Origin of the sequence: Micromonospora sp. CA-111912 (genome assembly GCF_050948415.1) — a bacterium.
In the GTDB taxonomy this organism is placed as follows: Bacteria; Actinomycetota; Actinomycetes; order Mycobacteriales; family Micromonosporaceae; genus Micromonospora.
Genome location: NZ_CP192007.1, coordinates 6,864,615 through 6,884,905, shown reverse-complemented (window position 1 = coordinate 6,884,905; position 20,291 = coordinate 6,864,615). Strand labels below are relative to the sequence as shown.

General features: G+C 71.4%; 20 protein-coding genes and 2 pseudogenes. 10 read left to right on the top strand and 12 right to left on the bottom strand.

Annotated features, from left to right (window positions below; all coding sequences use genetic code 11):
• Window positions 1-9 precede the first annotated feature (9 nt).
• Together ACQPZO_RS29420 and ACQPZO_RS29415 are read right to left on the bottom strand one after the other, a co-directional pair.
• On the bottom strand, window positions 10-435 hold the full coding sequence (locus ACQPZO_RS29420) for a hypothetical protein (RefSeq protein ID WP_433345333.1): 426 nt from the start codon (window positions 433-435) through the stop codon (window positions 10-12).
• Window positions 417-1,052, bottom strand: a complete 636-nt coding sequence (locus ACQPZO_RS29415) for an HNH endonuclease family protein (protein WP_433345331.1) — start codon at window positions 1,050-1,052, stop codon at window positions 417-419. Before ACQPZO_RS29415 ends, ACQPZO_RS29420 begins: the two co-directional genes overlap by 19 nt.
• Window positions 1,053-1,218: 166 nt before the next feature.
• On the opposite strand from ACQPZO_RS29415, the gene ACQPZO_RS29410 reads away from it, so the two are divergent.
• Window positions 1,219-2,673, top strand: coding sequence for an MFS transporter (locus tag ACQPZO_RS29410; protein WP_433351332.1), 1,455 nt, complete (start codon window positions 1,219-1,221; stop codon window positions 2,671-2,673).
• Window positions 2,674-2,710: 37 nt separating this feature from the next.
• Here ACQPZO_RS29410 and leuA read toward each other — a convergent pair whose 3' ends face one another.
• From leuA to ACQPZO_RS29395, 3 genes are all read right to left on the bottom strand, one after another.
• Window positions 2,711-4,468 (bottom strand): 2-isopropylmalate synthase, encoded by a 1,758-nt coding sequence (gene leuA, locus ACQPZO_RS29405; RefSeq protein WP_433345329.1) that lies wholly within the window; start codon window positions 4,466-4,468, stop codon window positions 2,711-2,713.
• A 303-nt stretch (window positions 4,469-4,771) separates the two neighbouring features.
• Window positions 4,772-5,395, bottom strand: coding sequence for a nitroreductase family protein (locus tag ACQPZO_RS29400; protein WP_433345327.1), 624 nt, complete (start codon window positions 5,393-5,395; stop codon window positions 4,772-4,774).
• Window positions 5,396-5,480: 85 nt separating this feature from the next.
• A complete protein-coding gene (locus ACQPZO_RS29395) occupies window positions 5,481-6,269 on the bottom strand; it encodes a hypothetical protein (RefSeq protein WP_433345325.1) in 789 nt (262 codons plus the stop codon).
• A 246-nt stretch (window positions 6,270-6,515) separates the two neighbouring features.
• On the opposite strand from ACQPZO_RS29395, the gene ACQPZO_RS29390 reads away from it, so the two are divergent.
• Entirely contained in the window at window positions 6,516-7,781 is a 1,266-nt protein-coding gene (locus ACQPZO_RS29390; RefSeq protein WP_396670674.1) for an aspartate kinase, read from the top strand.
• 5 nt (window positions 7,782-7,786) lie between these two features.
• The gene (locus ACQPZO_RS29385; protein WP_433345323.1) at window positions 7,787-8,851 is read left to right on the top strand and encodes an aspartate-semialdehyde dehydrogenase; all 1,065 of its coding nucleotides are present in this window, start codon (window positions 7,787-7,789) and stop codon (window positions 8,849-8,851) included.
• A gap of 93 nt (window positions 8,852-8,944) precedes the next feature.
• Here ACQPZO_RS29385 and ACQPZO_RS29380 read toward each other — a convergent pair whose 3' ends face one another.
• Window positions 8,945-10,321 carry a diguanylate cyclase domain-containing protein gene (locus ACQPZO_RS29380; RefSeq protein ID WP_433351330.1) on the bottom strand — a complete coding sequence of 459 codons (1,377 nt, stop codon included), beginning with the start codon at window positions 10,319-10,321 and terminating at the stop codon, window positions 8,945-8,947.
• A gap of 268 nt (window positions 10,322-10,589) precedes the next feature.
• On the opposite strand from ACQPZO_RS29380, the gene ACQPZO_RS29375 reads away from it, so the two are divergent.
• The 6 genes from ACQPZO_RS29375 (at window position 10,590) to ACQPZO_RS29350 (ending at window position 14,926) form a co-directional block, all read left to right on the top strand.
• Entirely contained in the window at window positions 10,590-11,234 is a 645-nt protein-coding gene (locus tag ACQPZO_RS29375; RefSeq protein WP_433345321.1) for a histone deacetylase, read from the top strand.
• Between the two features lie 197 nt (window positions 11,235-11,431).
• The gene (locus tag ACQPZO_RS29370; RefSeq protein WP_433345319.1) at window positions 11,432-11,890 is read left to right on the top strand and encodes a lamin tail domain-containing protein; all 459 of its coding nucleotides are present in this window, start codon (window positions 11,432-11,434) and stop codon (window positions 11,888-11,890) included.
• 237 nt (window positions 11,891-12,127) lie between these two features.
• The gene (locus tag ACQPZO_RS29365) at window positions 12,128-12,601 is read left to right on the top strand and encodes a hypothetical protein (protein WP_433345316.1); all 474 of its coding nucleotides are present in this window, start codon (window positions 12,128-12,130) and stop codon (window positions 12,599-12,601) included.
• A gap of 80 nt (window positions 12,602-12,681) precedes the next feature.
• Window positions 12,682-13,176 (top strand): GNAT family N-acetyltransferase, encoded by a 495-nt coding sequence (locus ACQPZO_RS29360; protein WP_433345313.1) that lies wholly within the window; start codon window positions 12,682-12,684, stop codon window positions 13,174-13,176.
• Between the two features lie 136 nt (window positions 13,177-13,312).
• A complete protein-coding gene (locus ACQPZO_RS29355; protein ID WP_433345311.1) occupies window positions 13,313-13,972 on the top strand; it encodes an HNH endonuclease family protein in 660 nt (219 codons plus the stop codon).
• 519 nt (window positions 13,973-14,491) lie between these two features.
• Window positions 14,492-14,926, top strand: a complete 435-nt coding sequence (locus ACQPZO_RS29350; protein ID WP_433345309.1) for a GNAT family N-acetyltransferase — start codon at window positions 14,492-14,494, stop codon at window positions 14,924-14,926.
• On the opposite strand, the pseudogene ACQPZO_RS29345 reads toward ACQPZO_RS29350, so the two are convergent.
• Window positions 14,901-15,366 (bottom strand): annotated as a pseudogene (locus ACQPZO_RS29345) (transposase); the annotation flags it as partial. The gene ACQPZO_RS29350 and the pseudogene ACQPZO_RS29345 overlap by 26 nt on opposite strands.
• Here ACQPZO_RS29345 and ACQPZO_RS29340 point away from each other — a divergent pair.
• Window positions 15,365-15,924: pseudogene (locus ACQPZO_RS29340) on the top strand (tyrosine-type recombinase/integrase); the annotation flags it as partial. The pseudogenes ACQPZO_RS29345 and ACQPZO_RS29340 sit on opposite strands and share 2 nt — an antisense overlap.
• 149 nt (window positions 15,925-16,073) lie before the next feature.
• Here the strand turns inward: ACQPZO_RS29340 and ACQPZO_RS29335 are convergent.
• The 5 genes from ACQPZO_RS29335 to ACQPZO_RS29315 form a co-directional block, all read right to left on the bottom strand.
• A complete protein-coding gene (locus ACQPZO_RS29335; RefSeq protein ID WP_433345307.1) occupies window positions 16,074-16,313 on the bottom strand; it encodes a hypothetical protein in 240 nt (79 codons plus the stop codon).
• A 2-nt stretch (window positions 16,314-16,315) separates the two neighbouring features.
• Window positions 16,316-17,515: a helix-turn-helix domain-containing protein gene (locus ACQPZO_RS29330; protein ID WP_433345305.1), complete on the bottom strand. Its 1,200-nt coding sequence runs from the start codon at window positions 17,513-17,515 to the stop codon at window positions 16,316-16,318.
• 336 nt (window positions 17,516-17,851) lie between these two features.
• The gene (locus ACQPZO_RS29325; RefSeq protein ID WP_433351328.1) at window positions 17,852-19,000 is read right to left on the bottom strand and encodes a helix-turn-helix domain-containing protein; all 1,149 of its coding nucleotides are present in this window, start codon (window positions 18,998-19,000) and stop codon (window positions 17,852-17,854) included.
• 389 nt (window positions 19,001-19,389) lie between these two features.
• The gene (locus ACQPZO_RS29320) at window positions 19,390-19,818 is read right to left on the bottom strand and encodes a hypothetical protein (protein WP_433345303.1); all 429 of its coding nucleotides are present in this window, start codon (window positions 19,816-19,818) and stop codon (window positions 19,390-19,392) included.
• A 198-nt stretch (window positions 19,819-20,016) separates the two neighbouring features.
• Entirely contained in the window at window positions 20,017-20,229 is a 213-nt protein-coding gene (locus ACQPZO_RS29315) for a hypothetical protein (RefSeq protein WP_433345301.1), read from the bottom strand.
• Window positions 20,230-20,291 lie beyond the last annotated feature (62 nt).

Genomic DNA, 20,291 nt, shown 5'->3' with positions numbered 1-20,291 from the left:
CCGGCCAGGTCAGCCCTCCGGGCGGTTGAGCAGGCCGACCGCGATCGTGTGTACGGCGTCCAGCCCGGCCGGGTCGGCCAGCGGGGCCGTCCCGCCGGTCACGACGTACCACTCGTCGGCCTCCCGGTACTGCACGCGGAGGACGACCTGGCCGTCGGCGTACTCCGTGCGCAGGGTCAGTTCACCGGTCACCACGCCGGCCTCGTCGGTCATCACGCCGCCCGGGCCGGGGACGACATCGGCGGTACGGTTCTGCGCCCCGCCGCCGGCCGGAGCGCCCGTGGGTGGGGACGCCGCGGCGCTGGTGGCCCCCGCGTCGGCGGACATGCCGGCGCCCGAGACGTCGGCCGGACCCGTCGGGGCGCCGTCCGCGATCATCCCGGCCGTGGTGGCACCCTCGCTCGTTCCGGCCCCGGTCACGGCTTGCTCGCCCATGTGCAGCCCTCCAGCATGTCGGTCAGGGCGGCCTTCTCGGCACTGGTCACCGTCAGCCGCCAGTGGTGCTTGACCGTCACCCAGTTCTCGGCGTACTTGCACCAGTACGATCGGTTCGCCGGCTTCCACTGGGACGGGTCCTGGTCACCCTTTGCCCGGTTGGAGGAGGCGGAAACCGCGAAGAGCTGCGGTCTCGTGAGATCGTTCGCGAAGTCGCCCCGCTTGGCGTCGTCCCACTCGTCCGCCCCCGAGCGCCACGCGTTGGCCAGCGGCACGGTGTGGTCGATGTCCACGTCCGAGGGGTCGGTGAAGACCCGGCCGTCGTACACGCTCTCCCAGTGGCCGGCGACGACGTTGCAGCCGGAGAGCCGGATGTCCTTACCGTCGCGCTTGAGGACGCTGTCCCGCACGTCGCAGTTCTTGCCGGTGTCCCGCCAGTGCGGGAAGTGGTCGCGGCTGTAGCCCTTCATCGAGCCGGCGCTGGCGACGGTCAGCTGGCCCAACTGCTCGCTGACGTTGCCGCCGCCGCCACTGGGCGGGGCCTCGGGCTCGTCGACAGCCGAGCAGCCGGCGGCCACGAGGGCGAGCGCCGCGGCAAGCACGGCAGCCCCGGCCACACGACATCCTGATCTGGTTCGCACAGACGACACCTCTCCAGCTTGCGGGCTCCCGGCGATTGCGCACAGTACCCCGGCACCGTTTCCATGAATCGTGGCGTCCGGCAAATCGACCGGAGGAGGATGGATACCCGTGACCGAATCCGCACCCACGCCCGCGCTCCGGATGGGCACCCCCGCCGCCCGGGGGACGCTGCTCGCCGCGATTCTCGCCTCCGGCATGGTCTTCCTGGACAGCACCGTGGTCAACGTGGCCCTTCCCCGCCTCGGCACGGAACTCGGCGCCACGGTGGCCGGTCTCCAGTGGACTGTCAACGGGTACCTGCTCATGCTGGCCGCGTTCGTGCTGCTCGGCGGGGCGCTCGGCGACCGGTTCGGGCGGCGGCGGGTGTTCCTGATCGGGGTCGTCTGGTTCGCCGTCGCCTCCGCGCTGTGCGGCCTGGCCCAGGGCACCGGCTGGCTGGTCGCGGCCAGGTTCCTCCAGGGCGTCGGGGGTGCGCTGCTCACCCCCGGCTCGCTGTCGGTCATCCAGTCCAGCTTTCACCCCGACGACCGGGGCCGGGCGATCGGGGCATGGTCCGGGTTGGCCGGGGTCTCCACCGCGCTCGGCCCGCTCGTCGGGGGCTGGCTGATCGACGCCCTGTCCTGGCGGTGGATCTTCTTCATCAACCTGCCGCTGGCCCTGCCGGTGGTGCTGGCCGCGCTGCGCTGGGTGCCGGAGAGCCGCGACGAGGACGCCTCGCGTACCGGGGCCGGGCGGCGGCGGTTCGACGTGGCCGGCGCGCTGCTCGGCGCGCTCGGCCTGGGCGGCGTCACGTACGCCCTGATCGACGCGCCGGCCCGGGGCGGTTCGCTGCCGGTGTTGGCGTCGGCGCTGGTCGGGGTGCTCGCCGCCGTCGCGTTCGTGCTGGTGGAACGGCGCCGGGGCGACACCGCCATGCTGCCCACCGCCTTGTTCGGCAGCCGGCTCTTCTCGGTGCTGAACGTCTTCACGGTGATGGTGTACGCGGCGCTGGGCGGGTTCACCTTCTTCCTCGCCGTGTACCTGCAGAACGTGGTGGGCTGGTCGGCGCTGCTCACCGGCCTGGCCACCGTCCCCATGACGGTCCTGCTACTGGTCGGCTCGTCCCGCGCCGGAGCGCTGTCGGCCAGGATCGGCCCCCGGCTGCCGCTGACCGTGGGCCCGGTGGTGGCCGCGATCGGCCTGCTGCTGCTGCGCGGGGTGCGACCGGGCGCGTCGTACTGGACGGACGTGCTGCCCGGGGTGACCCTCTTCGGCCTGGGCCTGACCCTGGTGGTGGCGCCGCTGACCGCCTCGGTGCTGGCCGCCGTGGCGGACCGGTTCGCGGGGGTGGCCAGCGGGTTCAACAACGCGGCGTCCCGGGCCGGCGGTCTGCTCGCGGTGGCCGCGCTGCCCCTGCTGGTCGGCCTCAGCGGCACCGGGTACGAGCAGAAGGCGGCGCTGACCGACGCGTTCCGGGGCGCGCTGCTCTGGTGCGCCGGCGGGCTGCTGGCCGGGGCGGTGCTGGCCGGTCTGCTGATCCACCGCCCGCCCCGCGAGGCACCAGGCTCGCAGCCGCGTCCGACGCTACCCGCCTCGACCTCACCCGACAGGCGGTAGGCGGCGCCCGGCGGGTGCCGGACGCCGCCGGGCGACCTCAGGCGCGGGCGCGGTTGACGGCGCTGGTGACCGCCTTCACGGAGGCGGTGACGATGTTCGCGTCCACCCCGACGCCCCACACGGTGCGGCCGTCGACCTCGCACTCGACGTACGCGGCGGCCTGCGCGTCCCCGCCGGAGGAGAGGGCGTGCTCGTGGTAGTCGAGCACCCGTACCGCCACGCCCACCGATCCGAGCGCGTTGACGTACGCGTCGATCGGGCCGTTGCCGACGGCGGCCAGCGACCGGACCTCACCGCCGACGCCCACCCGGGCCTCGATCTCGACCTTGCCGTCGGCGGTGCCGATGGCGTAGCCGGCCAGGGTGACGGCCGGATCGGGCTGGTGGTCGATCAGGTAGTGGCCCGCGAAGATCTCCCACATGGTGCCCGGGCCGACCTCGCCGCCGTCGTGGTCGGTGACCTGCTGGACCACGCCGGAGAACTCGATCTGGAGCCGGCGCGGCAGGTCGAGCTGGTGTTCGCTCTTCATGATGTACGCGACGCCGCCCTTGCCGGACTGCGAGTTGACCCGGATGACCGCCTCGTAGGTGCGGCCCAGGTCCTTTGGGTCGATCGGCAGGTACGGCACGGCCCAGGTGTGCTGGTCGACCGGCACACCGGCCGTCGCCGCGTCGGCGTGCAGGGCGTCGAAGCCCTTCTTGATCGCGTCCTGGTGGGAGCCGGAGAACGCGGTGTAGACCAGGTCGCCCGCGTACGGGTGGCGCTCGTGCACCGGGAGCTGGTTGCAGTACTCCACGGCCCGCTTGACCTCGTCGATGTTCGAGAAGTCGATCATCGGGTCGATGCCCTGGGAGAACAGGTTGAGCCCCAGCGTCACCAGGTCGACGTTGCCGGTGCGCTCGCCGTTGCCGAACAGGCAGCCCTCGATCCGGTCGGCGCCGGCCAGCAGGCCCAGCTCGGCGGCGGCCACGCCGGTGCCCCGGTCGTTGTGCGGGTGCAGGCTCAGCACCAGGCTGTCCCGCCGGGGCAGGCGCCGGTGCATCCACTCGATCGAGTCGGCGTACACGTTCGGGGTGGCCATCTCGACGGTCGCCGGCAGGTTGATGATCAGCTTCCGGTCCGGCGTCGGGTCGATCGCGTCGATCACCGCCGAGCAGACCTCCAGCGCGTACTCCAGCTCGGTGCCCGTGTACGACTCCGGAGAGTACTCGTAGTAGATGTCCGTGTCCGGGGTGTGGATCTCCGCGTACTTCTGGCAGAGCCGCGCGCCGGTGGTGGCGATGTCGGTGATGCCGTCCCGGTCCAGCCCGAAGACCACCCGACGCTGAAGGGTGGAGGTCGAGTTGTAGAAGTGCACGATCGCCCGCTTCGCGCCGCGCAGCGACTCGAAGGTCCGCTCGATCAGGTGCTCCCGACACTGGGTGAGCACCTGGATGGTCACGTCGTCGGGGATCAGGTCCTGCTCGATGAGCTGCCGCACGAAGTCGAAGTCGGTCTGGCTGGCCGACGGGAAGCCGACCTCGATCTCCTTGTAGCCCATCTGCACCAGGAGCTGGAACATCCGGCGCTTGCGCTCCGGGGACATCGGGTCGATCAGCGCCTGGTTGCCGTCGCGCAGGTCGACGGCGCACCAGCGGGGCGCCGCCTCGACGTGCCGGGTCGGCCAGGCGCGGTCCGGCAGGTCGATCCGGAACTGCTGCTGGTACGGCTGGTACCGGTGGTACGGCATCCGGCTGGGACGCTGCTGGGCGATCGGATCGGTGTCAGCGTCGGTGGTGCCGGTGGGTTGAGCCATGACGGAGTGCTCCCCTGAACATGTGGCGTCAGCAATCGGAAGGTCGGCGACGATGCCGGGTCGGCGCGAGGCGCCGATGAGAAAGCTCGAATGTGCTGGACGGCGCGGTTCGACTCCGCGACGAGGTGCCGGCCGGTCAGGCCTCGTCGCGGCGACCAAGGAGAAGGTGCGCCTGCCACATGACAGAGTGACCCTACGTGATGAGGTGAGGGGTGGAAAGGTCGGTCCGGAGTTTGAGATCGACGTCGCAGCCGCCGGCCGATCAGCGCCGACCGGATCAGGGCCCGGCCGGGTCAGGGCCGGTCAGCGCAGCAGCAGCTCGGCCAGCGGGCGGCGGCGGCGCAGGCCGGTCTCCTGCCGACGCAGCTCCTCGGGCAGGCTGAACGGGTCACCGAGCCGGCCGACCGCCACCACCACCAGGGGGCGGATCCCGGCCGGCAGGTCCAGGTCGGCGGCGAGCCCGGCGGCGTCGAAGGCGGCCAGCTGACGCACGTACAGCCCGAGCGCGGTGGCCTGCACGGTGAGGTGCGCCACCGCCTGCCCCAGGTCGTACGCGGCTCGGCCGGCGGGACCGGGCGCCGCCGGCCCACGACCGCCGCCGCCCCCGGCCGACGGGGCCGGCCCGGCGGCGGGGCACCCCGGGGCTGCGGCGACGGCCGGGTCGGCCGTCAGGTGGGCGCCGAGCAGCAGGGCGGCGGCGTGCCGGGCCCACCGCTGCTCGGCCGCCGGCAGGTTGACCAGGATCCGCTTGTACGTCTCGTCGTCGCGGTGCCCGAGGGCGAACCGCCACGGCTGGCGGTTGCCGGCGGAGGGCGCCCAGCGGGCCGCCTCCAGCAGCGAGTCCGCCTCGGCGGAGGGCAGCGCGGCGGTCGGGTCGAATGCCCGAGGGCTCCAGCGGAAGGCGAGCAGCGGGGTTAGGTCGGCCATGGGGCAAGCGTCCTGTATCGGGCATTTTGCCCAGGGGTCGGGGGTGGAAGAATGTGGTCAGAACCACCCGTAACGGGACGCGGGGTCAGGGCGTTCCCGTGGACCGGGGCGTCGGCTCGTCCACGTTCGGTGCCGCGACACCGAGCGGCTCACCGTCGGTCACCGGCCCGGCGAGCTGCACGGTCGCCGGGGCCGGTGCGGCCGGACCGGCCAGGACGAGGGTGCCGGTCACGGTCCGCACGGCGGTCGGCGTGCCGTCCGGGGCGTAGCAGTAGATCCCGACGTCCAGCGGGGGGTTCAGCGAGGCCGAGGTCGAGTCGACCGAGTAGCAGGCCCCGGTCGCCCCCGCCGGCGGCCGGGCCGGGGAGACCGCCAGCGGGGCCAACCGGTCGGTGAGCACCTCCAGCCAGTCGGTGAACGGGTGCTGCACCCGGGGATCCAGCCGGCTCGGGACGGCGTCGTCCGGGTCGCCGAGGCGTACGCAGCTCGCCGGCTCGGGGCGGGAGGCCGACGGCAGGCCGCACTGGAAGAGCCCGTCGGTGGTGCCGGCGAACGAGACGTCCGCAGTTCCGCCCAGCGCCCCACCCGGGACGTCGACCCGCCAGGTGCCGTCGTTCGCGCTGGTCACCGTGATCGTGCGGTCGGGGCCGTCGCCGGTGAGGGTGTACCGGGCGGTGAAGTGCCGGTCCTGGGCCGCGGCGGCCAGGGCGGCCAACTCCTCACGGGCGGAGTCGATGGCGGCGGGCGCTGGGTCGCTCGACGGCGGCGAGGTCGTCGCGGCGGGCGGGTCGCCGACGCAGGCGGCGAGCAGGGCCGGCAGGGTGAGCGTGAGGACGCCGATCAGGCGCCGGGCCACGCGGAGGTGGGCATGCACCGGGTCATTCTGCGGTGTGCCACCCCCGCCCGGGGACCCCTGCGACGCCGGTCGGCCGGCGTGTCGCGTACCCCCTGCCGACCTGGTGGGACGGCGGCCGGGCCGGCCCGCGCCGGCCGGATGGTGGGATCACCCGACCCGGCCGTGTGGGGCGCCGGATACCCTGATGTGGTCTGACACGCGCCGCCGACCGGTTTCCCGGCGGCGTCGGCACGCTCAGGGACTGCTGGGAGGGAGTGCGCCGTCGTGGCACTCGTGGTGCAGAAGTACGGCGGGTCCTCCGTCGGGAACGCCGAGCGGATCAAGCGGGTGGCCGAGCGGATCGTCGCCACCCGCAAGGCCGGCGACGACGTCGTCGTGGTCGTCTCCGCGATGGGTGATACCACCGACGAGCTGCTCGACCTGGCCAACCAGGTCAGCCCGCTGCCGCCGGGTCGTGAGCTGGACATGCTGCTCACCGCCGGGGAGCGGATCTCCATGGCGCTGCTCGCCATGGCCATCCACAACCTGGGGTACGAGGCCCGCTCGTTCACCGGCTCGCAGGCCGGCGTGATCACCACCTCGGTGCACGGCCGGGCGCGGATCATCGACGTCACGCCGGGGCGGCTCAAGGGCGCGCTCGACGAGGGCGCGGTCGTCATCGTGGCCGGCTTCCAGGGCGTCTCGCAGGACACCAAGGACGTCACCACGCTCGGCCGGGGCGGCTCGGACACCACGGCGGTGGCGCTGGCCGCCGCGCTGCACGCCGACGTGTGCGAGATCTACACCGACGTCGACGGCGTGTTCACCGCCGACCCGCGGATCGTGCCCAACGCCCGGCACATCCGGGACATCACCTACGAGGAGATGTTGGAGCTGGCCGCCTGCGGCGCCAAGGTGCTGCACCTGCGCAGCGTCGAGTACGCCCGGCGCGCGGGGTTGCCGATCCACGTCCGTTCGTCATACTCGACCAACACCGGCACCATGGTCACCGGATCGATGGAGGACCTTCCCGTGGAACAGGCACTGATCACCGGGGTCGCCCACGACCGCAGCGAGGCGAAGATCACCATCGTCGGGGTCCCGGACGAGCCGGGCGCCGCCGCGCGGATCTTCGACACCGTCGCCGGTGCCGAGATCAACATCGACATGATCGTGCAGAACGTCTCCACCGAGGGCACCGGCCGCACGGACATCTCGTTCACCCTGCCGAAGACCGACGGCCCGACCGCCATGGCCGCGCTCAGCAAGATCCAGGAGCCGGTCAAGTTCAAGGGCCTGCTCTACGACGACCACGTCGGCAAGATCTCGCTGGTCGGCGCGGGGATGCGGTCGCACCCGGGTGTGGCGGCCGGCTTCTTCGCCGCCCTCGGCACCGCCGGGGTCAACATCGAGATGATCTCCACCTCCGAGATCCGGGTCTCCGTGGTCTGCCGGGACACCGACCTCGACAAGGCGGTCCGGGCCATCCACGACGCCTTCGAGCTGGGCGGCGACTCCGAGGCCGTCGTGTACGCGGGGACCGGGCGGTAGCGGCGATGCCGTCGCTGCCCACCCTTGCCGTGGTCGGGGCGACAGGTGCCGTAGGAACCGTGATGTGCGAGCTGCTGTCGTCCCGGCGCAACGTCTGGGGCGAGATCCGGCTGCTCGCCTCCGAGCGGTCGGTGGGGCGGCAGGTGCGCTGCCGGGGCGAGGAGTCGACCGTCGGCGCGCTCACCCCGGAGGCGTTCGACGGCGTCGACGTGGCGATGTTCGACGTGCCGGACGACGTCTCCGCGCAGTGGGCGCCGGTCGCGGTCAGCCGTGGCGCGGTGGCGGTGGACAACTCCGGGGCGTTCCGGATGGATCGGGACGTCCCGCTGGTGGTCCCCGAGATCAACCCCGAGCAGGTGCGTAACCGGCCGAAGGGCATCATCGCCAACGCCAACTGCACCACCCTCGCCATGATCGTCGCGATCGCCCCGCTGCACCGCGAGTACGGCCTGCGCGAGCTGGTGCTCGCCTCGTACCAGGCGGTCTCCGGGGCGGGGCGGGCCGGGGTGGACGCCCTGCACCTCCAGCTCGCCAAGATCGCCGGGGACCGGGCGCTCGGCTCCCGGCCGGGCGACGTGCGGCAGGCCGTCGGCGACGAGATGGGGCCGTTCCCGGCCCCGGTGGCGCTCAACGTGGTGCCCTGGGCCGGCTCGCTCGCCGACGACGGCTGGTCGTCCGAGGAGCTGAAGATGCGCAACGAGTCGCGCAAGATCCTCGGGCTGCCCGACCTGAAGGTCTCCGCGACCTGCGTCCGGGTGCCGGTGGTGACCGGGCACTCGGTGGCCGTGCACGCCGTCTTCGCGACCGAGGTGGACGCCGAGGGCGCCCGCGAGGTGCTACGCAACGCCCCCAGCGTGATCCTGGTCGACGACCCGGCCACCGGGGAGTTCCCGATGCCGATCGACGCCGTCGGCACCGACCCGTCCTGGGTCGGCCGCATCCGCCGCGCCGTCGACGACCCGCGTGCCCTCGACCTCTTCGTCACCGGCGACAACCTCCGCAAGGGTGCCGCCCTGAACACAGCCCAGATCGCCGAACTCCTGGCCAAGGAACTGACCCCCCGCCCCTGACCCCTCCCGCCCCCGCACTTTGCAGAGAAAGAGCGCCTTTGACGCGGCGGATGGCCACGCATTGTCCGAGCGTGCGGGGGCAGGGGAGTGGGGTCAGGTGGTGGCCAGGTGGACGGCGTCGCGGCCCTGGCGCTTGACCGCGTAGAGGGCCTGGTCGGCGCGGCGGAGGGTCTGCTCGGGCGACTCGCCGGGGTGGGACAGGGCGACGCCGACGCTGATCGTGCAACCGGTGCCCCGGGCGGCCTCGGCCAGCCGCTCGGCGATCCGGGCCGCCTCCTCGGGGCGGCTCACCTCGATCACCGCGACGAACTCGTCCCCGCCGATCCGGTACAACTCGTCGCCCTGGCGCAGCGCCGCCTCCAGCGCCCGGGCCAGCCCGACCAGCAACCGGTCGCCGGCCTGGTGACCGTACGTGTCGTTGACCGCCTTGAAACCGTCCACGTCGATCGCCAGCAGGGCCGTACGCCCCGGCGTGGCACGAGCGATCCGCTGCCCGAACGGCCCGGTGTGCCGCAGCCCGGTGAGCGGGTCGGAGCTGGCCTGCTCGCGCAGCCGGGCCAGCGTGCGTAGCCGGTCCAGGCAGGTCCACGCCTGCCCGGCGAGCAACTCCATCAGGTTGACGGTGGTCGGGTCGGGCCGCAACAGCCGCTCATCGGCGACCAGCAGCACCCCGCCGGAGTCCGGGGAACCGACCGGCACCGCCACCAGGGTGCGCACTCCGGCGTCGGCGAGCGGGCGGTACTCCGCCGTGGGCGGGTGCCCCGTCTCCCCGAGGGTGTAGCCGGAGCCGTGCCGGTGGGCCCGGGCGATCATGCCGTGCAGCGCCGGGGCGCCCACCTCGGTCAGCTCGGCCCGGACGCGGGACTCCAGCTCGCCGGTCGCGCCGGTGGGAGCGCCCAGCCGGGTGCCGGCCTCGCCGGCCAGCAGCAGCACCGCCGCGGAGAGGGTGGAGACCTCCCGGGCCGCGCAGATCGCCGCGGTCATCAGGTCCCACTCGGTGGGGGCTGTGGTCAGCGCGGCGGCGTGCCGCAGCAGCTTCTCGCTCCGGCTCTCCGCTGGCGGGCCGCCCAGCGCCGTGATCCGGGCACCGAGCCGGCCGGCGACGCGCTCGGCGGTCTGCCGCCACGAGGCCAGCTCGACCGGCCCGCTCCACTGGAGGTCGAGCACTCCGACCGGGCGGCCCGCCGGGTCGAGTACCGGCACGCAGATCTCGGCGGTCACGTCGGGGCGGGCCGGGAGGGAGTCGGGGGCGGCGGCGACGTCGGGGACGGTGGCGCCGATGCCGGAGGCGTACACCCGGCCGACGATGCCGGCCTCCGGCGGGACGGTCGAGAAGACCTGCCAGGCCCCGGTTGCCGCGACGCAGCGGAGCCGGTCCGGCCCGGGGAGCAGGACGGAGATGGTGGCCGGCGCGTACCGGGCGAGCACGGTGACGGTCCACCGGCACGCCTCGACGGCGGTCGACGCCATCGGCAGGCGGACCGTGACGTCCCGGACGAGCCGGTGGTGATCTACGCGCACGTGGTTCCAGACAGGGGAGGGGTGGCTGTCCGATCAAGCGTACTCACCGCAGCTCAGGGGTGGTCTTTCAAGATCAATTCCGTCGTACACATGTGCTATCCACAGGGTGTGGACGGAGCCTGTGGATTAGGGCGGCCGGCGTTAGCCTGGACCCTCCGGTCGACGTGGAGGACCCGATGCTCATCGCCCAGATCAGCGACATCCACCCGACCGGGGCGTGCTGACGGCCGTGGACGCCCTGCTCTGGTACGTCGCATACGGGTCCAACATGCACGCCGACCGGCTGAACTGGTACCTGGGCGGGGGCCGCCCTCCGGGCGGGCTGCGGACGTACCCCGGCTGCCGGGACTGTCGGCCGCCGCGCCGGTCGGCGGCGGTGCTGGTGCCCGGCGGGATCTACTTCGCCGGGGAGTCCCGGGCCTGGACCGGCGGGATGGCCTTCTACGACCCGGAGCTGCCCGGGGTGGCCGCGGCCCGGGCATGGCTGCTCACCACGGAGCAGTTCGCCGACCTCGCCGCGCAGGAGATGTACCGGGAACCCGGCGCCGACCTCGACCTGATCGAGGTCGCAGTCGCGCGGGGGCGGGCGACCCTCGGCCCCGGCCGGTACGAGACGCTGGTTCGCACCGGCGTCCGGGACGGCGTGCCGATGCTGACCTTCACGGCACCGGGGCGGGCGGCGGACGTCGAGTGGAACGCGCCCGCGCCGGTGTACCTCGCGATGCTCGCCGGAGGGCTACGCGAGGCGCACGGCTGGGACGCGCCGCGGATCGCCGGCTACCTGGCGGACCGGCCCGGGGTGACCGGCCGGTGGGAGCTTGCCGCCGTCGAGTCGTTGGTCGCCGGGGCACTCGACGGGTGACGCGCGGCGCCGTTCGCGTCGGGCCCGGGCGCCGTTCGCGCCGGCCGGGGACGCCATTCGGCCGCGATCGGTCGACCCGCGGCCGGTAGTTGGCGGTGCGGGGCTTCGCACAGTCCACAGTGGTCGGACGAGTCGGTAGCCTCGTGCACGTTCCACGCCGGCACCGCCAGAGGCCGGCCGTCAACAGGTGGGGGATCGTGTTGAAGAAGAGGTTGACCGGTATCGCCATGGCTGTCGCCGTCGCCTTCGGTGGCTCGCTCGCAGTGGCCGGGCCCGCGCAGGCCGCCACCCCGGCCCTCCAGATCACGAAGGCGTACTACAACTCGCCGGGCACCGACAACCGGTCGAACAGCAGCCTCAACGCCGAGTACGTGAAGCTGACCAACCGCCTGTCCTCGACCGTCAACCTGAAGTCCTGGACCCTGCGCGACAAGTCGAGTCACGTCTACAAGTTCACCAGCGACTTTCGGCTCGCCGCCGGCGCCAGTGTTTACCTCCACACCGGCAAGGGCACAAACACCTCGACCGACCGCTACTGGGGGTCGGGTGCGTACATCTGGAACAACACCGGGGACACCGCGTACGTACGCAACTCCGCCGGCACCCTGATCGACTCCTGCTCGTGGGGGAGTAGCGGCAGCTACACCAACTGCTGACCGCGGGGGCCGGACCCGTCCGGTCGGTGCGGCGGTCGGCTCTCGTGAGGGGGGGGCCGACCGCCGTACCGTCGTCTCAGCCGAGCAGGCTGCGGCGCAGCTCGGAGGCGAGCCGCTCCGGGGGCACCCGCCCTGCAGGCTGACGTGCGGCCCACAACCGGCGGTGCCGGCGGCGGCCGGGGCTCCCGCCGGACCGGGTGCACGACGCCCGCTGGCTGGTCTGCGATCCTGGTTGGGATGACGACGACCTGGCGACACCTGCCCGCACCGGCCCGCGAGATCGCCGTGGCGGCCACCGAAGCCGTGGACGCGGCCCGGGCCCGCGACCGGGAGGCGTACGACGAGGCGGTCGACCGGCTCGCGGGGGCGGACCGGTCCGGCCTGGTGCTGGGCGCGGTGGTCCGGCTGCTGCTGGAGCAGACCCACCCCGACGGGCTGGACGGCGACGACATCCGGCAGGTGCTGGAGGCCTGCGTGCGGGGCGCGGCGAGCTGGCGGCCGGACGTCGACCCGCACGTGGTGCTGGTGCTGCTGGCCGGCGCCCTCGGCGTGTACGACCCGGACGACGACGCCACCCCGCCCGACCCGGCCGCGCTGGCCCGGCACGCCCCGCTGCTGCTCGCCGACCTGCTGACCGGGACCGACCGGCCGCTCGACGGCTGGCTGACCGCCGCGTTCGCCGAGATTCGGCGCACGGAGCTGCACGACTGAGCCGGAGCCGGGGGCCCTGCCCTGTCTCTTCCGATCCACTACCGTCGGGGTACCGGCCGAACCGCCCTGCGGGAGGACCCGTGCTGCTCCGCGACGTCCACGAGGGGGACGCCGAGGCGTACCGCCGGATGCGCTGCGATCCGGTGATGATGGCCGACCTCGGCGGGCCGATGCCGCCGGAGTCCGTGCCGGGCCAACTCCGGCACGACATCGACCTCATGGCGCGGGGCGTCGGGCTGATCAGGATGATCGTGCCCGACCCGGCCGACCCGTCGACGGTGGCCGGCACGGTGACCCTCCACCGGCACGAGATCGACGGCGAGCCCGGCGGCGAGATCGGCTGGATGGTGCTGCCGGAGCACCAGGGGCGGGGAGTGGCCAAGCGGGCGGTCCGGCTGCTGCTCGACGAGGCCCGCGAGGACGGGCGCTGGTCGCGGGTGCACGCCTTCCCCGAGGTCGGCAACGGTCCCTCGAACGGCATCTGCCGGTCGCTCGGGTTCGTTCTCCTCGGTGAGCGCGAGACGCCGTTCCGGGGCCGGGTCTTCCGTACCCGGCACTGGGTGATCGACCTCTGACCAGGTGACCGGTCCCGGTCGGGGCGATGCCACACGGCGGGTCCGCGGAACGTTCGCCTGGGAGTCCTGGTTGTGGGAATGCCATGCCTGTCTATATAAATGACGGACGATAGCTTCCCGATCCGGACGGAGCACCATGAACCGTACGCTTCGCGTGGCCGCGACCACCTCCGCCGCCACTCTCGCCGCCACCGTCGGACTGGCCAACCCCGCCTGGGCCGCCAGCTACTCCGCCCCACTGCGGACCGCGGTCGCGGCCCTGCCCGTGGCCACCGAGGTACGCACCGGCTACAGCCGGGACCTCTTCCCGCACTGGATCGACGCCGACGGCGACCGCTGCAACACCCGCAACGAGGTGCTGCTCGCCGAGGCGGTCTCCGCGCCGACGATCACCGGCACGTGCACCCTCTCCGGCGGGCGCTGGTACTCCTACTACGACAACGCCTACTGGACGGCCACCGGCGACGTCGACATCGACCACATGGTCCCGCTCGCCGAGGCCTGGGACTCCGGTGCCCGCAACTGGTCCACCAGCCGCCGCCAGGCGTACGCCAACGACCTGGGCGACTCCCGCCCGCTGATCGCCGTGACCGACAACGTCAACCAGTCCAAGGGCGATCAGGACCCAGCCACCTGGATGCCGTCGTACAGCTCCGCCCGGTGCCGCTACGTCAAGGAGTGGGTGGCCACCAAGACCCGCTGGCGGCTCACCGTCGACACGGCCGAGAAGAACGCCCTGACCAGCCTGGCCAACTCCTGCTCCAACGTCACCATCTCGGTCACGTACGCGTACTGACCCGTCAGGTCGCCGGCCCGCCAGCCATGGCGGCACCGTCAGACGGGGCGGGTGGGCCAGAAACTGCCGGCGGTGGCCCGGAACCTGTCGCGGCTGCCGGCCGTCACCGGCCACCTCTCGGCGGCGCGACCGGGTGGCGGCGGCGGCCCGGCGTGAAGCGCCGGGCCGGAAAGGCGGGGCCCGACATCCACGCCAAGTCCGGTGACGACTTCGTCGGACTGATCGGCGAGGCGGACTCTTCATCGGCCTGCAACGGGTCGACGACTACCGGGCATCGACCTGGCCCGACAAACTCGTGCCGCAGCAGATCCACCTTGACTCCGCCGTCGACGATCTCGGCGAGGCCGAGGGCCTAAAGGCTAGTGTCGTGTGCCTGAAATGTTTTGACGCTAAACGTGGGGCACTGTACGGTCCGGTTGCCACACAGGTGGTGCTGCGTCCCGGACGATGATGCGCGGAGCGGCCACGAGCTCACGAGCTGACGGGATCACGCCCCTGTTCCCTGGATGAGGGGGACCGATGATCAGCGTCACCACGCTCCAGTCAGATGACCGTCCGGTGTGGGAGCAGCTGTTTTGCGGCTACAACGCCTTCTATGGACGCACGTGGCCCGCGGAGCGGTATGACAATGCCTGGCAGGAATTCCGGCGCGGTGACCGAGTGCACGCGCTTGGGGCGCGGCTGGATGGTCGGCTGGTCGGTATTGCCCACTTCTTGGTCCACGCCAGCACGACCTCGCCCGACGTGTGTTATCTGCAAGACCTGTTCACAGCTGTCGACGCGCGTGGCAAGGGAGTTGCCCGGGCGCTAATCAGGGCCACCGAGGCGTGGGCTCGCCAGCAAGGCTGTGATCGGCTGTACTGGAATACAAAGCAGGACAACCACACGGCCCGGCGGCTGTACGACCAGGTCGCCGAAAACCGCGGTTTCATCCAGTACGTGGTTGCCTTTTAGCTTCGTATATCTGAGTTCTTCGACGGCTGGCTTTGCTGAGGATATGGTCGGCGGTTTTGCTCCAGCGGAACGATTCGCAGCGCTGGTTGTAGGCGTCGATGAATGTGCGGTTCGCGGTTATGAGGTCGCTGACGCTGGTGAAGGTGCTGCGGCGGATGGCCTGGCGGGTGATGATGCCGAAGAAAATCTCGACCATGTTCATCCAGGATGCGCTGGTCGGAGTGAAATGCATGGTGATCCGTGGGTTCTTGGCGAACCAGGCTTTGACGCTCGGGTGGTTGTGGGTGGCGTAGTTGTCGGCCACAACATGCAGTTTCCCTCGCGGGTGCGCCTTGGTGATCTGTTTGAGGAAGGCGAGGAACTCGCTGGTGCGGTGCCGCTCGTAGCAGGCGTCGGCGGTGATCTTTTCCGGTGGCGACCTCGAGCGCGGCGAACAGGCTGCTGACCGGCGTACGGACCGAGGAACTGCGCGCGCGCTCACCTGGGAGCATGTCGACCTGGACGGCTGACCCGACGCCGACCCGCCTGTCCCGCCATCGATCGCGGTATGGCACTCCGTTCGGGCCGGTGGCGACACGAAGACCAGGAAGTCCCGTCGTACCCTCGCCCTGCCTTTCCGGTGCGTGACCGCGCTCCGGCAACACCGGGCGCTGCAAGATCGGGACCGGAAGAATGCCGGGAAGGGCTGGCAGCCGGGGGACCTAGTGTTCACGAGTTCGGTCGGTGGCGCCCTGGACTTCGCCAACGTCCGGCGAGCGTTCCGGCGGGTCGCCACCCAGGCCGGACGTAACGCTGCCGACTGGACGCCCCGGGAGCTGCGGCACAGCTTCGTCTCGGTGCTGTCGAGTAGCGGCGTGAGTCTGGAGGACCTTGCCGACCTGTGCGGGCACTCCGGCACCACGGTCACGGAGAAGGTCTACCGGCACCAACTGCGGCCGGTACTGCTGAGCGGAGCGGTCGCCATGGATCGCATCTTTGCGCTGACCCCGGACCGGTAGTCACTCAGTTAGTCACTCAGGAAGCACTAGAGGGCACATCCATCAATCGGATGTGCCCTCTGACCTCTGTCGGGGTGGCCGGATTCGAACCGACGACCTCTTCGTCCGCGAACTCTCGGCGAGCCGGTCGGATCGGGTGTCGTTCGAGGTCATTCGGCCTGCTGCGGCTCGTCACGGTCGGGTGTGGCCGGCTGGGTTGCTGTACTTCGCTGCTGTACTTCCTCGGCGGTGTGGAGGACGTTGCGGGCGGAGGTCGCTACCGGGCAGTCCAGTGTCCGGCAAATCGGGCAGCAGCCATCGGGTCCGGGACGGTGGTCGCGGAGGATCGCGCGGGCCGTGAGGATCAGCCGGTTGCGGATCTGCGCCAGGGACATGAACGGCGCGGTCATGCTCAGGTGATCCCAAGCGTGATGGCGAGCTCGATCACCGTTACCGGGGCGCGCCGGTCGCGGGCCACCTGGGCGAGCACCTGCCGGGCGGCGGGGCGGTGGCGGATTTCTGCAGGTGCGGTGCGGTCGGCGTCGATCAGGGTTAGTCCGGCGTTGGTGGGGTCGTCGGCGTGAAGGTAGGCGCGGGCGGCCTCGATCAGGTGCGCGGCCCGGTGTTCGGCGGACAGCCACCGCCAGCCGTCGCCCGTGGCGGTCTGTTCGTGCCAGACGATCGCGGCGTGTGCGTCGCCCAAGTCGAGAGCGGCGGTGACCCGGGCCAGGTCGACCACTGTCGGCCCGAAGCCGGTCCGGTGGTGGTCGCGGCCCTCACCCACCCGGACGGCCATGCCGGCAGCCTCGTCGATCAGGTCGGCGGCGGCCTGGTCGTCGCCGTACCGTGCCGCCGACATGGCCGCTTGGACCAGGAGCGTCCCGCACAGCGACAGCACCGGTGGTGGGCCTTCGTCTGGGTCGGGTGGGGCGATCCGGTACGCGGCGGTCAGCGTCGCCGACTTCGCCGCTGACGCCCGGCCCGAGGCCCGAAGCACCTGACCGAGCTGCACCGCCGTGGTGGCCACCAGCAGCGGATGTCCGGTGGCGGCAGCCATCGCCCGGTCGACGGCCAACCACGCCAGATCGTCCTCGCCGAGCTTCAACAACAGCGCAGCCGCCACCCGGCACGCCTCCACCAGCAGCACCCGCCCCGCCCCAGGGTCATGGGCGTGGGTGCGCTGGGCGTCGGCTAACAATGGCGGCAGCAAGTCGATCAACTGGGGGTAGCGGGCGTGCTGGTAGGTGATCCACGCGTGGCCGACCTTCCCCGCCAGCCGGTCGGCCGGCAGGACAGGCCGGCGGGCCGCCTGCCGGCCGAGGGCGATCTCGTACGCCGACAGAGCCATGCGGATCCGCTCGACACCCTCTGCCCGCTGCGATACGTCGGCGGGTTGCGCGTCCTGGCCGAGCAGAATCGCCGTGTCGATGCGCAGGACGGCGGCGATGTCCTGGAGCGTGGACACCTTGTCCAGGGAGCGGACACCACGCTCAACCTTGTCCACCCAGCTCTTGGACTTACCCAGCCGGTCGGCGAACACCTGCTGCGACAACTTCCGCCGCCCCCGCCAGTACGCCACCCGACGACCCACCGGAAGCAGGTCACTGTCCACGACGCCACCGCCGGTCCGGCACCGCCCGAGTGGTCCCCTCAGCCGGTATCCGATCGGCCTCGGCCTGCGCAAGAAGCCGCTGCTTCGCCGCCTCCCGCTCCTCTGCTTCGGCCTGCTCGCTCCGGCTCGGCCCCCGATCGCGCTGCGTACCGCCCACCTGCAACCCCTTTGAGAAAGGGCGCGGCGGTGGGCTCTGGGAAGGACCGCCACCGCCGCGCCGGCTCAGGGGCGCGGCGGCAGTCGTACCAGTACGGATTCGTGCAGCCGCGTCCGTGATCAGAACGCTACGGAAAGCACTTGCGGTCGCTGGAACGCTTACGCACCACTATCGGCCGACTACCGCACGACCATGCTCATCCGCTCGCATAGTCCGCGTAACTCTGGCGAGGTGGCACCCCTACGCAGCAACGCCCGCGCCGTCTCTCGGGCCGACGTCGACGACCGGGCGTGCTGCGGGCCGACCCGTTCCGCCGCGAGCAGCATCCGCACCGCTTCCCGGTCCCGGCCGACAGCCTCAGCGGCCCGGCCCAGGTCGAGCCAGAAGTACACCTGCCGCACCGCCGGCAGCCCGGTCAGGTCCACACCCGCAGCCGTCTGCATCGCCGCCTCCGGGCGACCCGTGTCAAGTTGAAAAGCCATCCGCCACAGAGCCACATTCCGTGGGCCCCAGGCAAGGTCCCAGCTCTCCGTCTCGCCGGTGTGCACGGCGATCCGCGCTGCCTCGGCAAGATGATCCTCGGCACCAGCCTGCTCACGCAGCCCGGCGAAATGATGCGCCCGCGCCAGGTGCAGGAAGCCGAGCACGTCCAAGGCGTCATCCGCCCCGCTGCCCGCGAGGTCGGCACCCGCCGCGTCACACAGCGCCCGCGCCGGCCCGTACGCCCCGGAGTAGGCGGACACCCGAGCCCGGTTCGCCGCCGCCACCCCTGCCGCAACGGGATCGTCGAGCAGCCCGGCCGCCTCCGCACAGCGCTCCGCCGCGAGCCAGGCATGAGCCGGATGACTGACGTTGAGCAGGGAACCCATCGCCACCCCGTACACCGGCACCATCTCCGCCAGCGCCGCACGCCGGTCAGTCAGACTGTGTATCGCCGGCACCAGGTCGACGAGCCGGCGGAGGGCACCCGCGTAGTCACACCGTCCGTACAGGCCACGCACGAGCCCGGCCTCCCGGCGCACCTGCTCGACCGTGGCGGGAGCATCACGCCGGGTGGCCATCGGCGTGTTCATCATGATCCGCCACACCCGCTCCGCATCGATCCGGGCAGCGTCGAGCTGCCGATCCGCAGGCGTGTACGGCTGTCCGGTCAGGTCGACCACCGAACACTCCAGGGCAGCGGCCAAGTCCACCATCATGTACCGGTCGGTACGCTGCTGGCCACGCTCGATCCGCGACCACGACGTGTGGGAGATGCCGGCCCGGCTGGCGGCGTGCCGAATGCTCCAGCCGCGCAGCCCACGACGAGCCCGGATGCGGTCACCGATCGACGGGTCAACAGGTATGGCGCGACGAGGCATCAGCGATGCTCCCAGGTAGAGGGCTAGCTGGCGTCCTGCCGGCCTCTAGGCGACCAGCCACCACATCGGACGGTACACCCCAACCAGATCACAGTACGTAGTGCCATGCATACACAAGGTGTCTCCGACCTCAGCGAATACCGTTCTCAACCCTCGCTTGTAAGTTCTGGGCGCTTCGTCTGGCAGGGTCCATCCGCATCTGCGACCTCGGGCCACTGTCCGCGCACGGCTGTCGGCGGCTGTCCTCCTCCCGCTTCGTTGCTGTCACCGTTGCTGTCGACAGCCACCTCACGGGTGTGGGGTGACTGCCCGCGATCGTCGATACCAGCCCTGACCGCACGAGCCGAGGGCCTTACTCAGCGCCTCGGGGAGTCGCGTTCCAGGCGCTCCAAGTCGCGCTCCCAAACGGCGATCAGCCCTTCGCTGATCGCGTTGTCGGTGACGCCCCTGCGTATCCAACCGAGATCACGGTCGTGATAGCGAAGCGCAAACACCAGTCCAAGCTTGCCTGAGATCTCCTCCAGCCAGGACATCAGCCACCGGACCTCGGCAAAGAATTGCCGTTCCACTGCAGGCGTCACCCATGGTCCCGGCGCTAGAAACGCGTGTGTAAGCCCGATCTGGCGCGCGCCATCCCGGTCGACCTCGTCGAACGCTTCCGCCTTCTCGCCAACCCAGCTCAGCTTGCCGCAATCGCGCTCGTAGGCCCTCAGGAAACGGCTAACGTCCCTGTCGTCCAAGCGTCCCTCGCTGTAAGCGATCAGCTCATCTATCGGCACGGGCATAATCCGATCCTAAGGACAGCCAGCGGCTGCCATCCAAACGACCGCGCGCCCGACGGCAAGCCAGGCCCTGACTCCTTGACCCCCAGGCAAACGATCAGGATGCATCAACCTGCCAGGCTCCGCGTTGCATGCCGGCACTTGCGTCCACAGCCGTCCACAGCCGTGCGGCCAGGTACACCCCGATCGTCACTCAGTTAGTCACCCATGGTCCCTTCGATGTTCGAGAAGGTGCTCTAGATCGTCGACCTCTCCGTCCCCGGGTCGCGGCAGGATGTTCTTGCGAGACCCATCGGCGCGGAATGCCTTCTCGGCGAAGGGCTTGGCGCAGCCATCCGAGTAGCGCGCCTTGTGAGTGCCTGCCTGACGTTCGATGACCCAAAAGGTGACGCCCCACCCGACGAGAAGGATCACCGCCCCCAAGATCAACCACTGTCCCCAACCCACCAGCGGCCTCCCTCCAAGTTGAACGAACC

Excerpts from the sequence above, each read along its gene's own strand:
- ACQPZO_RS29400 (WP_433345327.1), bottom strand. The coding sequence starts at position 5,395 with ATGGCCGACCTAACCCCGCTGCTCGCCTTCCGCTGGAGCCCTCGGGCA.
- ACQPZO_RS29420 (WP_433345333.1), bottom strand. The coding sequence starts at position 435 with ATGGGCGAGCAAGCCGTGACCGGGGCCGGAACGAGCGAGGGTGCCACC.
- ACQPZO_RS29355 (WP_433345311.1), top strand. The coding sequence starts at position 13,313 with ATGAACCGTACGCTTCGCGTGGCCGCGACCACCTCCGCCGCCACTCTC.
- ACQPZO_RS29380 (WP_433351330.1), bottom strand. The coding sequence starts at position 10,321 with ATGGCGTCGACCGCCGTCGAGGCGTGCCGGTGGACCGTCACCGTGCTC.
- ACQPZO_RS29320 (WP_433345303.1), bottom strand. The coding sequence starts at position 19,818 with ATGCCCGTGCCGATAGATGAGCTGATCGCTTACAGCGAGGGACGCTTG.
- ACQPZO_RS29365 (WP_433345316.1), top strand. The coding sequence starts at position 12,128 with ATGACGACGACCTGGCGACACCTGCCCGCACCGGCCCGCGAGATCGCC.
- ACQPZO_RS29385 (WP_433345323.1), top strand. The coding sequence starts at position 7,787 with ATGCCGTCGCTGCCCACCCTTGCCGTGGTCGGGGCGACAGGTGCCGTA.
- leuA (WP_433345329.1), bottom strand. The coding sequence starts at position 4,468 with ATGGCTCAACCCACCGGCACCACCGACGCTGACACCGATCCGATCGCC.
- ACQPZO_RS29335 (WP_433345307.1), bottom strand. The coding sequence starts at position 16,313 with ATGACCGCGCCGTTCATGTCCCTGGCGCAGATCCGCAACCGGCTGATC.
- ACQPZO_RS29410 (WP_433351332.1), top strand. The coding sequence starts at position 1,219 with ATGGGCACCCCCGCCGCCCGGGGGACGCTGCTCGCCGCGATTCTCGCC.
- ACQPZO_RS29350 (WP_433345309.1), top strand. The coding sequence starts at position 14,492 with ATGATCAGCGTCACCACGCTCCAGTCAGATGACCGTCCGGTGTGGGAG.